The sequence below is a fragment of the Thermomonospora sp. CIF 1 genome (assembly GCF_001896795.1).
GTDB lineage: Bacteria > Actinomycetota > Actinomycetes > Streptosporangiales > Streptosporangiaceae > Thermomonospora > Thermomonospora curvata.
The window spans coordinates 145,501-158,594 of the sequence record NZ_MOYN02000026.1; the positions used below are offsets into that span (position 1 = coordinate 145,501).

Sequence of the window (13,094 nt, forward strand, 5' to 3'; positions counted from 1 at the left end):
GCATGGCGACATCGGGTGCGGATACCGCGCGGGAACCCGTTCTGCACGAACTGGGCGAAGGGGTCTTCGGCTGGGTACAGCCGGACGGTACGTGGTGGGTGAACAACACCGGGGCGATCTCGACCCCGGAAGGGACGCTGATCGTCGACACCTGCGCCACCGAGGCCCGGACCCGCCGGTTCCTGGCGGCGGTGCGGGAGGCGACCGGGGACGTCCCGCTGCGGTACGCGGTCAACACGCACCTGCACGGCGACCACACCCACGGCAACTCGCTGCTGCCGGAGTCCACCGTGCTGATCGGGCACGAGGAGACCCGCAAGGGCATCCTGGCCGACTTCATCATCGACGGGTGCCCGCCGCTGTGGGAGCCGCTGCCGGACTGGGGCGCGGTCACCCGCCGTCCGCCGGAGGTGACGCTGACCTCCGAGCTGGCGGTGACCCTCGGCGACCGGCGGATCGAGCTGCGCCACCCCGGGTACGCCGCCCACACCCCCGGGGATGTGGTGGTGTGGCTGCCGGAGGAGCGGGTGCTGTTCACCGGAGACCTGCTGTTCCATGGGTTGACACCGATGCTGGGCATGGGGTCGGTCACCGGCGCCCTGCGCTCGCTGGACTGGATCGCCTCCTTCGAACCCGACCGGGTCGTCCCCGGGCACGGGCCGATCTGCGACGGCGCCGCGCTGCCGGACGTGCTGGCCGCGCACGAGCGCTACTACCGGTTCCTGCTGGAGGTCGGGACGGACGGCATGAAGGACGGGCTGTCCCCGCTGGAGGCCGCCCAGCGCGCCGACCTGGGCGAGTTCGCCGCCTGGGCCGACGCCGAACGGCTGGTGTTCAACCTGCACAAGTTCTACGCCGACACCACCGGCGAGCCCTTCGACCTGGCCCAGGCCGCCCTCGACACGGTGACCTTCAACGGCGGTCCCATGTCCACCTCGGTCTGAGCGTCCGCCCCACACGGGCGGACGGCCGGTGACCGAAAGGCGGCCGAGGGCCGGGGGCGGCACCGCAGCCGCCGGGCGGCCTTGTCATCGGGCCTTTCCGCACGCCGTCCCCGCAGGTCGCATGCGGGGAGTCGCGCTCAGGGACGATGCCGTGGCCTGCGACGTCCCGTTCCGGCCGGCCAAGACCACGCGGTGGAACACCGGTTTTCCGAAGCGGCCGCGTCCCGGTGAACTGAAGACGGAACTGAAAAGGAAGCGTTTGTTCACCTCGTGTCCGCTGAGTGGTCACGGGAACTCTCTAAGTTGCGAGCGACCGTGCGACCTGCCGGTTCTTTCCCGGAATCCACCGGTTGTCGAGCAATGAGGTGCCCATGACCGCTGAGGACATCCGTCCGGCCGCAGACCCTGACGACATCAGTTCCAATCCATCGGGCAACGCGACGCTGCGCGAGGTCGCCGAGGCCCGGCTGTCACGGCGGTCGGTGATCCGCGGCGGTACCGTGGTCGCCGCCGCCGGTTTCATCGGCGCCGTCGCCGGCACCGGCACCGCCATGGCCGCGCCCGGCAATCCCGGCAAGCCCGGCAAGCCCGGCAAGGGCAAGAAGCTGCTGGGGTTCCAGGCCGTCCCGGCCGGAACCGACGACAAGATCGTGGTGCCTCCCGGGTACACCGCCCAGGTGCTGATCCCATGGGGCACCCCGCTGAGCTCACGCGGCCCCAAATGGCGCAAGGACGCCTCCAACAGCGCCGCCGACCAGGCCAAGCAGATCGGCATGCACCACGACGGCATGGCCTTCTTCCCCCTGGGCGCCGGGCCGCTGGGCAGCCGGCAGGGGTTGCTCGTCCTCAACCACGAGTACGTCGACCAGGCGCTGCTGTTCCCCGACGGGGACGCGCAGATGACCAAGGCCAAGGTGGACAAGGCGCTGGCCGCGCACGGCGTCAGCGTCGTGAAGATCGTCCAGGACAAGGGCCGGTGGAAGCAGGTCGATTCCCGCTACAACCGCCGCATCACCGGCACCACCCCGATGACCTTCTCCGGCCCGGTCGGCCCCAGGCACCCGGCGCTGAAGGCCGAGAACGCCCCCATGGGCACCCTCAACAACTGCTCCAACGGGCAGACCCCGTGGGGCACCTACCTGGCCTGCGAGGAGAACTGGAACAGCTACTTCGGCACCACCGACTCCTCGTGGAAGCCGACGCCCCAGCAGGCCCGCTACGGCGTGTCGGCGAACAGTTCCTACCGCTGGCACGAAGCCGATCCCCGGTTCGACGTTGCGGTCAACCCCAACGAGCTCAACCGGTTCGGCTGGGTCGTGGAGATCGACCCGTTCGACCCCAAGTCCACCCCGGTCAAGCGCACCGCGCTGGGCCGCATCAAGCACGAGGGCGCCACCGTCACCGAGTCGCGCGGCCGGATCGTCGTCTACACCGGGGACGACCAGGACGGCGAGTACATCTACAAGTTCGTCGGCAGCGCCCCCTGGCGGCTGCTGCGCGCCCTGCGCAAGAGCCCGCTGGACCACGGCACGCTGTATGTGGCCAAGTTCAACGACGACGGCACCGGGCGGTGGCTGCCGCTCAAGCACGGCACCGGCCCGCTGACCAAGGCGGGCGGGTGGGCCGACCAGGCGGACGTGCTGCTGCGCACCCGGGAGGCCGCCGACGCCGTGGGCGCCACCAAGCTGGACCGCCCCGAGTGGGTGGCCGTCCATCCGCGCACCAAGGACGTCTACCTGACCCTCACCAACGGTTCCGGCTGGAACAACAAGGTCAACCCCCGCAAGCCCAACCCCTACGGCCACATCGTGCGCTGGCGGGAGCGGGGCGGCGACAACACCGCGCTGACCTTCGAGTGGGACATCTTCCTGCTGGCCGGCGACCCCGCCTACGACCCGCAGGTCAAGCTGTCCCCCGAGGACGTGTTCGGCTCCCCGGACGGCCTGGGCTTCGACCGCGACGGGCGGCTGTGGATCCAGACCGACGTGTCCAACTCCACCCAGAACCGTCCCGACCGGGGCCACGACAACATCGGCAACAACCAGATGCTGGCCGCCGACCCGGCCACCGGCGAGGTCCGCCGGTTCCTGGTCGGCCCGCGCGGTTGCGAGGTCACCGGCTTCGCCATGACGCCGGACCAGCGGACCATGTTCGTCAACATCCAGCACCCCGGGGAGGACACCGCGTTCTGGGGCGCCGCCCCCACGCCGCAGAACCCCAACGCGGTCAGCTCCTGGCCCGACCACGACCCGGCGGGGCGTCCCCGCTCGGCCACCGTCGTCATCCGCAAGAAGGACGGCGGCGTCATCGGCACCTGACCCGCTCCCCCCCACAGTGGCCGGCCTTTCGCGCACCGGGCCCGGCCGCTCCTTCTCGCCCGGGCCGGTCCCGCGCAAGCGGGGCCGGCCCGGGCCTCGGGCACGCCGTGGGCCGCGACCGCACGGCATGGAGGCCCGGCCGGTGGCCACGCGGTGATTCACGCGCCGTTCCGCAGGTCGCATGCGGGGACGGCGCAGTCAGGACGGTGCCGTGACCTGCAACGTCGTGATCCCGGAGACCATCGAGCCCCGTCGCGGCCCTCCAAGATCACGTGGTCAAGCGCCCTCCTCGGTGAAGATCAGCTCGCGGTAGACGACGCCCTCCTCCTCGTCGTGCCAGGGGTAGCGGCCACTGATCACCCCGCCTGTGGCCTCGGTGATCAGGTCGAGCGGCACGTTGAACTGGTGGTCACCGCCCGTCTGGAGTTCCTTCTCCCGGGCCCGCCGGATGCGCTCGGCCAGGCTCTGCGGGGCGTCCCCTTTGGAGATGACGTGCATCCCCCGCTCATCGGGCTTGGAGCAGTCGCTGAAGACCTTCCAGCGGAAACGCCCGTCCACGTACATCACCGCCTGGCTGTACATGGTGGTCTCCTGCAGGCAGCCGGAGATCACGGTGGCGTCCCGGCTGAGCGGAACCAGGCGGCGCGGGCTGTCGCCCACGCGGCCCCAGGGATCACCGATGATCGTCCAGCCCTGCACGGTCGGCCCCAGGGATATCGGCGCCTTCCAGGAGAGGGGAAGCTCGACCGGGCCGCCCACCTTGGCGCCCAGCCGGGTGAGCAGTTCGTCCCGGCTCAGTCCTTTGACCAGAACATATCCGGTGTTGAGACCCATAACAGGTTCTTTATCGGGCACCACCGACATCGAGACCAGGAAGCAGGCGGGCCGCCAGTCCCGCGCGATCCGGGTCTAGGGAAGGCGCAGGTCGGGTGGTACGTTGCGGGTATTACAGGCCTAATCGAAAGGAGCTGAGCGTCCGCGATGTCGGACCCTTCCAGTCATAGACCCAACACCCCTGCGGGTGGGTCGTGCTGAGCATCGTGCTGGGAGTTGTCGCGCTGTTCGTGCTGACAGCGGCGACCGGATACTTTGTCGCACAGGAATTCGCCTATGTCGCGGCCGACCGGACCGCGCTGAGCGCCGCCGCCGAGCAAGGAGACCCCAAGGCCCGCAGGGCGTTGCAGGTCATGGGCCGGCTGTCGTTCATGCTCTCGGGCGCGCAACTGGGCATCACCGTCACCGGGCTGATCGTCGGGCTGCTGTCCAAGCCGGCGCTGGCCGCCCTGCTGCACTCCCCGCTGGTGTGGGCGGGCGTGCCGGAGGGCGCGGTGGGCCCGATCGCGCTGGCGGTCGGGTTCGCGATCGCCACCGTGGTGCAGATGGTGATGGGCGAGCTGATCCCCAAGAACTGGGCGCTGGCGCGGGCCGAGGGCATCGCGCGGGCGCTGGCCTCCTCCACGCTGGCCTACCTGGCGGTGGCGGGGCCGGTGATCAGGTTGTTCGACACCGCCGCCAACCGGCTGCTGCGCTCGGTGGGCATCGAGCCCGCCGAGGAGCTGCACCACGGGGCGACGCTGGAGGAGCTCAGCGACATCATCGGCGAGTCGCAGCGCGCCGGGCACCTGCCGGCCGACCTGTCGGTGGTGCTGGAACGCGCGCTGACCTTCGGGGAGCGGACGGCCGACGAGGCGATGGTGCCCCGTCCGAAGGTGGTCACGGTGGCCGCCGACGCCACCGTGGCCGCGCTCACCGAGCTGGTGCGCCGGTCCGGGCACACCAACTACCCCGTCTACGGCACCGAGGTGGACGACATCGTGGGCGTCGCCGGGGTGCACGAGCTGGCCGACGACTCCCTGTCCCCCGACACCCCGGTGAAGCAGATCGCCCGGCCCGCGCTGCTGGTGCCGGCCTCGCAGCCGCTGTACGGGGTGATCGAGCGGATGCGCGAGACCGGCGAGGAGTTCGCCTGCGTGGTGGACGAGTACGGCGGGCTGGCCGGGATCCTCACCTTCGAGGACATCGCCGAGGAGCTGGTGGGGGAGATCACCGACGAGAACGACGTCTACGACACCGGCTGGGCCGCCGCCCCCGACGGGGGCTGGACGGTGGACGCGGCGCTGCGCATCGACGAGGTCGCCGGGCAGACCGGGCTGGCGCTGCCCGACAGCGAGGTCTACGACACCCTGGGCGGGCTGGTGATCGCCCGGCTGGGCCGGCTGCCGCGCCGCGGCGACCGGGTCACCGTGGAGCTGGGCGAGCCGCACGGCGGCGCCGGCGAGGTGGAGATCGAGGTGCTGGCCGTGGCCCGGCGGGTGCCGCGCACGGTGCGGCTGCGGGTGCCGGCCGCCGCGGGGGGTGAGGGCTGATGGATCCGCTGACCGCCCTCGTCGTCACCGTGCTGCTGCTGGCCGGCAACGGCTTCTTCGTGGCCGCGGAGTTCGCCCTGGTGGCGGCGCGGCGGCCGCGGCTGGAGCGGGCCGCGCGCGCCGGCAGCCGCCCGGCCCGCGCGGCGGTGGCCGGGATCTCGGAGCTGTCGCTGATGCTGGCCGGCGCCCAGCTCGGCATCACCATGTGCACGCTGGGCCTGGGCGTGGTCTCCGAGCCGGCGTTCGAGAAGGTGCTGGCCGATCCGCTGCACGCGCTCGGCCTGCCGGAGAGCGCCTCGCACGCGGTGGCGCTGGCGGTGGCGCTGGCGGTGGTGACGTTCCTGCACATGGTGGTGGGCGAGATGGCCCCCAAGTCGTGGGCGATCTCGCATCCGGAGCGTTCGGCGCTGATCCTGGCGCTGCCGTTCCGGGCCTTCGCCCGGGTGGCCCGTCCGGTGCTGGCGGTGATGAACGGGATGGCCAACGGTTTTCTGCGGCTGATCCGGGTGCCGCCGCGCAACGAGGTGGACACCCACACCGACCCGCAGCGGCTGGGGCATCTGCTGGGCGAGTCGCGGCGGCTGGGCCTGATCGACCGGCGCGACCACGACCTGCTGGGGCGGGTGATCGCCATCCGGGAGGCGTCCATCGCCGGCCTGACGATCCCGGCCGCTCAGGTGGCCGCCGTGCCGGCCGACGCCGGGCCGCTGGAGATCCGCCGCGCGGCACGGGCCAGCGGGCATGCCCGGCTGCTGGTGCGCGACCGCGACGGCACGATCCTGGGCGTCACCCACGTCCGGGACGCGATCACCGCCGAGAACGGGCGGCGGGCGGCCGACATGGCCTACCCGGTGCCGGAGCTGGAGGAGGCCACCACGGTGCTGGACGCGGCCACGCACCTGCGCCGTGAGCGCGCCCAGGTGGCCGTGGTGAAGGCCCCGGACTAGAAATTGAAGGAAATTCACATTTCATGCGGGCGTCCAATGCCGCCGCACGGTAAGGTACGCAGGCGACCCGGGACGCCCACAGGCCAGCGGTCAGTAAAGCCCGCCACCCCGCCCCTCACTCCTCCTCCTGACCGGGATCTTCGCAGCGGGACGGGGCGGGCGGCGCACCCGGCCGGCGCCGAATCCTTGGGCCGACGCTCCCGGCGGCCCGCACCGGCCCGAAAAGAACGACCATATGGCCGGATGCGGACAATCCATCCCCCGCACCTTCTGTAAGGTCACCTGTCACGCCAGATGACGCCGTTTTTGACACCTTATGCCACTATTTTCAGGCGGTACGTTATCCGCTCTCTTTTAAAGGCGGTTCGGCCTTATCGGCGCGCCGGCTTGGCCACAATGAGAGCGCAGCTTTTCTTGACCTGCGAGAGGCGGTTCAACGGTGAGCCACGGTGGCCGGCGCCCCTGGGGCGAAGGCTTTGAGGACGGTTGGGAGGAACTGCGGCCCTCCGTGGCCGCCGTGCAGGCCGCCCCCAGTCCCGCCCGCGTCTACGACCATCTGCTCGGCGGCAAGGACCACTACGAGAACGACCGGGCGCTGGCCGAGCGGATGCTGCGCCTCCAGCCCCGCCTGATCCAGGCCGCCCGGCAGAACCGGCGATTCGTCGCCCGCGCGGTGCGCAGCCTCGCCCGCGCCGGCTACGCCCAGTTCCTGGACATCGGCTGCGGTCTGCCCACCGCCGACGACGTGCACCGCATCGCCGTCCGGGAACGGCCGGGAGTGCGCATGGTGTGCGTCGACAACGACCCGATCGTGCTGGCGCACGCACGGGCGCTGCTGGCCGGGGAGCGGAACGTGGCGGTGATCGGGGCCGACCTGCGCGACCCCGGGCGGCTGCTGCAGCGGGCCGGCGCCCTGCTGGACCTGCAGCGGCCGGTCGCCGTGCTGCTGACGTGCGTGCTGCACTTCGTGCCGGACGCCGACCGGCCGCACGAGGCGGTCGCCCGCCTGCGCCGCGGGCTGCCCGACGACAGCGCCCTGGTCATCACGCACCTGACGGCCGAGGCCGACGGCGCGGCCACCACCGCCGCCGCCCGCCTGTTCGGCGCCGAGTGCCCCTGCCCGCTGGTGCCGCGCACCCGGGAGGAGATCGCCGCGTTCTTCGGCGACCTGCCGCCGGTCGAGCCCGGCCTGGTCTTCACCGCCCAGTGGCGTCCGGCGCACCCGCCCAGGGCGCCCGAGCACGCCCTGATGTACGCCGGGGTGGCCTGCCCGCGCCCGCTGCCCGCACCCGAGGGGCGGACGCCGTCGCCCGTGCCGCTTCCCCGCGCCCCCTGAAAAAGGGGTCAGGGAACCAGGCAGCGGCCGGCCGGGGCGTTCATGAAGTCGTGGATCTGGTCCATCATCTCCCGCACCAGCGGGGTGTCGGCGGCGTGCCTGCCGCCGGCCAGGTCCGCCACGGTGCGCACCCGCTCGATCAGCCCGGTGATGCGGTGCTGGGCGGGCACCGACAGCACGTTGCGCAGCTGCTCGGCGGCGGCGTCCGGGGCGTCCTGCAGCAGATACCCGGCGGCCATGTCGGCGTGCGCCTGCGGGGCCAGCTTGAGGTTGCGGCGCCCGGAGGAGGCCATCGCCTCCAGCGCCCGCCCGGCGGCCTGCACCGCCTCGGCGCCGTTGCCGAGCTGGACGTGGACGCTGCTTTCACAGCGGGCCTGCCGCACCGGGCCGAAGCCGAACTCCCCGGCGATCCCGTCGTGCAGCTCATCGTGCCGCCGGTCGTCGCGGGCCCGGTGGGCGTCCTCCAGCGCCTGCCGCGCCCTGACGTGGTCGCGCTGGTAGGAGTGGGCGCGCGCCTCGATGTAGCAGACGCGCATCAGCCCCGTGCCGCCCTTGACGTAGCCGCGTCCCGACCGCGCCAGCCGCACCGCCGCGTTGGGACGGCCCTCCCAGTAGGCGATCAGCGCCTGCGTGCCGCGCGCCCAGGCGCGCAGCGCGTCGTGCTCGATGAGCTCCCCGTACCCCCAGGCGGCGCGGGCGTGGGCGGTGGCCGCGCCGGTGTCGCCCAGGTCGAAGGAGGCCACCGACAGCAGCCCGCACAGCTGGCCCAGGATCAGGTACAGGTCCCGGTGCTGGGCGGGCCGGGCGGTCTGCGACAGCAGCTCGGCCACCCGGCGCCGCAGCCGCACCCCCTGCTGCAGGGCCTGCGCCGGGGGCAGCGCGGCATAGGCGCGGGCCAGCCGGATGGCGTCGTCGGCGGCCTGTTCCAAGGTGACCGGCCCCAGCGCCAGCGACTCCACCTGCGCCAGGTGGGCGGTGGACTCCTCGGCGGCGGCGGTCAGCATGTCGGTGATGTCGGCAGGGCCGCTCTCGGCGGAGCGGTCGGCGGAGTCGGCCGGGGCCAGCAGGACCTCCACCGGTTTGCCGAACATGCGCTCCAGAACGCGGCAGCAGGCCATCCGCGGACGCTTTCGCAGACCGCCCCGGCACCAGCGGTTCCAGGTCCGCTCGCTGATCTCGACGTCCTCCCCCATTTCCCGGGCCATGGCCCGGAATGCCTTGGCCCCATCATCGCTTGACCAGCGTCTTTTGGCCGAAATCTCCGCCAGCAACGTCGGATGGCTCATCGCGTTCTCCACTCGGGCCGCAGAGCACTCGGGCCGAACGGCCGATTACTGTGGGGATTGACACCCAATCAGAACGTCACACGTCCTGAAACGTCCGAAGATGTCTGCATATGTCAAAAGCATGTCATAGCGATGCCGCGACTTCTGCGCAACCGTCCCAGGCATGCCCATCGAAGATCGAAACACCCCGTCGCATCGGCGGACTTCGCCCCACACTGGGGCTTATACGCACGAGAACGCCGTAAGCAGCATGAATGTCCCGTCCATGTCCCGTCGCGGGGTTCTGGCGCTGTTCCCGTCCCTGCTGGCGGCGGGCGCGCTGGCCGCCTGCAGCGGCGACGACGAAGGCGGCGGCAGCGGCGGGCTGGAGAAGAGCACCATCACGGTCGGCCTGCTGCCGGTGCCCGAGGGCGCCGCCCTGTACATCGCCATTCAGCAGGGCCTTTTCAAGGCCGAAGGGCTCACCGTCAAGACGCAGTTCATCCAGACCGGCGCCGCCGCGGTCCCGCTGTTGCGCAGCGGCCAGCTGGACATCTCCATGACCAACTACACCGCCGCGCTGCTGGCCCAGGAACAGAGCAACGGCGCGGTGGACTGGAAGATCCTCGCCGACGCCTACCAGGGCGAAAAGGGCTCCTTCGTGGTGGTGGTGCCGGAGAAGTCCTCCATCAAGGAGCCCAAGGACCTGGCCGGCAAGAAGATCGCGGTGCCGGGCCTGAAGTCGGTGGCCACCTTGTCCATCAGCGCCTGCCTGCAGGCCGCGGGCATCTCCGATGAGTCCATCGACTACGTGGAGATGGCCTTCCCGCAGATGCAGCCGGCGCTGGAGGCCGGCCGGGTGGACGCCGCCTGGATGGCCGAGCCGTTCATCACCCAGATCCACCGGGCCGGCGGCCGGACGGTCCTGGACACCATGGACCCCTCCGGGCCCACCAAGAACCTGCCGATCTCCGGCTGGGGCACGCTGGGCGACTACCCCAAGAAGTACCCCAACACCGTCGCGGCCTTCCAGCGCGCCATGGCCAAGGCCCAGCAGATGGCCGCCTCCGACCGCAACCTGGTCGCCCGGACCCTGCCCACCTACGTCAAGGGCCTGGACCAGGCCACCGCGCAGACCATCACGTTGGGGTCCTTCCCCACCAGCCAGAACCCCACCCGGCTGGAGCGGCTGGCCGGGCTGATGGGCAACCACGGCTACCTGAAGAACCCCGACAAGCTGGACGTCAAGTCGATGATCGTCCCGGGGCCGTCCGCGTGAGGTGGACCCCACCGGCCACCGTGGCCCGCGGCGCGCTGGGCGCCGCGGGCCTGCTGGCCCTCGCCGAAGCCGCCGGCCGAAGCGGCCTCATCGACCCGGACGTGCTCCCGTACGCCTCCACCATCCTCGGGCAGACCTTCACCCTGCCCGGTGAGGCGGACTTCCGCACCGCGCTGGTCACCACCATGCAGGTGTGGGTCAGCGGGCTGGCCATCGCGGTGGCGATCGCCGTGCCCGTCGGGGTGGTGATCGGGGCGCTGCCGCTGGTGGACCGGCTCACCGGCCCGCTGCTGGAGCTGCTGCGGCCGATCCCGCCGGTGGCGCTGATCCCGCTGGCGCTGCTGGCGTTCGGCAACACCGGGCGGATGGCCACCACGGTGGCCGCGTTCGCCTGCTCCTGGCCGGTGCTCATCCACACCATCCGGGGGCTGCGCGCCACCGACCCGATCGCGGTCGACACCATGCGCACCTTCGGGTTCGGCAGACCCGCCGTGCTGTGGCACGTGGCGCTGCCGGGCGCCGCCCCGTTCATCGCCACCGGCGTCCGGGTGGCCGCCGGGATCTCCCTGATCGTCACCATCACCGCCGAGCTGTACGCCGGCGGCGGTCAGGGGATCGGCAGCTGGCTGATCGAGGCCGGCGCCAGCGCCGGGCAGACCCACGTGATCCTCGGCGCGGTGGTGTGGGCCGGCATCCTCGGCCTGACCGCCGACGTCCTGCTGTCGGCCGCCTCCCGGCGGCTGTTCCACTGGCACACCTCGGCCCGCGTCTCATGAGGAAACTGCTGTCGCGAACCGCCGGCTGGGGGACGGTCCTGGTCGCCGTGGTCTGCTGGGAGATCGTCACCCGGCTGGCGGCCAACCCGTTCGCCCCGCCGCCCTCCCAGATCGCCGCCCGCTTGCGGGAGCTGTGGTTCAGCGGGCCCGCCGAACGGCTGTGGCTCACCGACACCGCGATCGAGAACATCCCGCCCAGCGTGCTGCGGCTGCTGACCGGCTGGGCGATCGCGTCGCTGATCGGCATCACGGTCGGCCTGGCCATCGGGCGGATCCGCTGGCTGGGCGAGATGTTCGAGCCCGCGCTGCACTTCGCCCGCGCCATCCCGCCCACCGCGCTGGCCCCCATGTGGGTGGTGCTGTTCGAGGTGGGCACCCCGATGCAGCTGGTCACCATCGCCTTCGGGGTGGTGTGGCCGGTGCTGCTCAACACCTTCGACGGCGCCCGCTCGGTGGAGCCGGTGCAATACGACACCGCGCTGATCTACCGGCTCGGCCCGCTGCAGCGCGTCCGCTATCTGATCATCCCCTCGGCGGCCCCCAAGATCTTCGCCGGGCTGCGCGTCTCGCTGGGACTGGCGGTGATCTTGATGGTCGTCTCCGAGATGACCGGCTCGGTGGACGGCATCGCCTTCTCCCTGCTGCTGGACGCCCAGCGCAACTACGACATGCCGGCGATGTGGGCGGGCATCTGCGTGCTGGGGGCGCTGGGCTACCTGCTCGCGCTCGCCCTGGGCCGCTGCGAGCGGTGGGCGCTGGCCCGCCACCGCCACTCGATCGACACCTCCTTCTCGTCTCGTACGGAGCCTTCGCATGTCTGACAGCCCGAGCCCGACCGCCGACCCGAACGCCCGGATCTGGGAGCTGATCCGCGGCTGGTGGCGGTTCTGCGCGCTGAACGCCTGGGTGGAGCTGGGCTGCCCGGACCGGCTCGCCGGCGGCCCCCTCACCGCCGAGCAGCTGGCCGAGCGGTGCGGCGCGCACGCGCCGTCCATGGAGCGGCTGCTGCGCGCCATGGCCTCCCTGGGCGTCGTCACCGCCGACACCGAGCGCGGCACCTACGCGCTGACCGAGGTCGGCGCCCTGCTGCGCAGCGACGTCCCCGACTCCATGCACCCGGGTGTCGCGGTGATGGGGGAGGAGATGAGCTGGACGCTGATGGGGCGGCTGGCCGACACGGTGCGGAGCGGCCGCTCCCCGGTGGCCGACAGCCACGGCTCCCTGTACGGCTACTACGCGACCCGGCCCGAACTGGAGAAGCAGTTCGCCGCCTACATGACGGCGCGTTCGCGCTCGTTCGCCCGGGGCCTGCTGGACGCCTACGACTTCAGCGGCGTCCAGACGATGGTGGACGTGGGCGGCGGCGTGGGCACCATCATCGCCGACGTGCTGTCGGCCTACCCCGGCATCAAGGGCACCCTGCTGGACCTGCCCTCGGTGACGGAGGCGGCCCACGCCTACCTGGCCTCCCAGGGGGTCGCCGACCGCTGCGAGGTGGTCGCCGGCAGCTTCCTGGAGTCGGTGCCGGCCAAGGCCGACCGCTACCTGCTGGCCAGCATCCTGCACAACTGGCCGGACGAGACCGCGCTGCAGATCCTGCGCACCGTCCGCGAGGCGATGGGCGAGCACAGCCGGGTGCTGCTGCTGGACATCCTGCTGCCGGACGTGCCGGACCGGCCCCACCTGGGCTACGACATGGACATCCGGATGATGGCGCTGTTCGGCGAGGGCCACGAGCGCACCCGCGACGCCTACCTGGGCCTGCTCGAAGAGGGCGGCTTCAAGCCGCTGCGCACCATCGAGCTGGCCAGCGGGCCCACGCTCGTCGAGGCGGCCGCCGCCGGATGAGCCCGCCGCCCCGTC

General features: G+C 71.8%; 11 protein-coding genes. 9 read left to right on the forward strand and 2 right to left on the reverse strand.

Annotation, left to right across the window (positions count from 1 at the left end):
* The first annotated feature begins 2 nt into the window (after positions 1–2).
* A complete protein-coding gene (locus BUE48_RS23180; RefSeq protein WP_286991033.1) occupies positions 3–944 on the forward strand; it encodes an MBL fold metallo-hydrolase in 942 nt (313 codons plus the stop codon).
* A gap of 371 nt (positions 945–1,315) precedes the next feature.
* Positions 1,316–3,262: a PhoX family protein gene (locus BUE48_RS23185; protein WP_286991034.1), complete on the forward strand. Its 1,947-nt coding sequence runs from the start codon at positions 1,316–1,318 to the stop codon at positions 3,260–3,262.
* A 276-nt stretch (positions 3,263–3,538) separates the two neighbouring features.
* Here the strand turns inward: BUE48_RS23185 and BUE48_RS23190 are convergent, their stop codons facing one another.
* Positions 3,539–4,096 (reverse strand): hypothetical protein, encoded by a 558-nt coding sequence (locus BUE48_RS23190; protein ID WP_286991036.1) that lies wholly within the window; start codon positions 4,094–4,096, stop codon positions 3,539–3,541.
* 197 nt (positions 4,097–4,293) lie between these two features.
* Here BUE48_RS23190 and BUE48_RS23195 point away from each other — a divergent pair, with 197 nt between their 5' ends.
* From BUE48_RS23195 to BUE48_RS23205, 3 genes are all read left to right on the forward strand, one after another.
* Complete coding sequence (locus BUE48_RS23195) at positions 4,294–5,628, forward strand: hemolysin family protein (protein WP_041442826.1); 1,335 nt, start codon at positions 4,294–4,296, stop codon at positions 5,626–5,628.
* Positions 5,628–6,575 carry a CNNM domain-containing protein gene (locus BUE48_RS23200; protein ID WP_286991037.1) on the forward strand — a complete coding sequence of 316 codons (948 nt, stop codon included), beginning with the start codon at positions 5,628–5,630 and terminating at the stop codon, positions 6,573–6,575. The genes BUE48_RS23195 and BUE48_RS23200 overlap by 1 nt, the downstream gene beginning before the upstream one ends.
* Before the next feature lie 439 nt (positions 6,576–7,014).
* A complete protein-coding gene (locus tag BUE48_RS23205) occupies positions 7,015–7,911 on the forward strand; it encodes an SAM-dependent methyltransferase (RefSeq protein WP_286991038.1) in 897 nt (298 codons plus the stop codon).
* Positions 7,912–7,919: 8 nt separating this feature from the next.
* Here BUE48_RS23205 and BUE48_RS23210 read toward each other — a convergent pair whose 3' ends face one another.
* On the reverse strand, positions 7,920–9,197 hold the full coding sequence (locus BUE48_RS23210; RefSeq protein WP_012854971.1) for an NsdA family TPR-like regulatory protein: 1,278 nt from the start codon (positions 9,195–9,197) through the stop codon (positions 7,920–7,922).
* A gap of 265 nt (positions 9,198–9,462) precedes the next feature.
* Between BUE48_RS23210 and BUE48_RS23215 the strand changes: the two genes are divergently transcribed.
* From BUE48_RS23215 to BUE48_RS23230, 4 genes are read left to right on the forward strand one after another with little or no spacing between them, the layout of a single operon-like run.
* On the forward strand, positions 9,463–10,455 hold the full coding sequence (locus tag BUE48_RS23215; RefSeq protein ID WP_169313054.1) for an ABC transporter substrate-binding protein: 993 nt from the start codon (positions 9,463–9,465) through the stop codon (positions 10,453–10,455).
* Positions 10,452–11,231 carry an ABC transporter permease gene (locus tag BUE48_RS23220; RefSeq protein WP_012854973.1) on the forward strand — a complete coding sequence of 260 codons (780 nt, stop codon included), beginning with the start codon at positions 10,452–10,454 and terminating at the stop codon, positions 11,229–11,231. The genes BUE48_RS23215 and BUE48_RS23220 overlap by 4 nt, the downstream gene beginning before the upstream one ends.
* The gene (locus BUE48_RS23225) at positions 11,228–12,052 is read left to right on the forward strand and encodes an ABC transporter permease (protein WP_286991039.1); all 825 of its coding nucleotides are present in this window, start codon (positions 11,228–11,230) and stop codon (positions 12,050–12,052) included. The genes BUE48_RS23220 and BUE48_RS23225 overlap by 4 nt, the downstream gene beginning before the upstream one ends.
* Positions 12,045–13,079 (forward strand): methyltransferase, encoded by a 1,035-nt coding sequence (locus BUE48_RS23230; RefSeq protein ID WP_286991040.1) that lies wholly within the window; start codon positions 12,045–12,047, stop codon positions 13,077–13,079. The genes BUE48_RS23225 and BUE48_RS23230 overlap by 8 nt, the downstream gene beginning before the upstream one ends.
* The last annotated feature ends 15 nt before the right edge of the window (positions 13,080–13,094 follow it).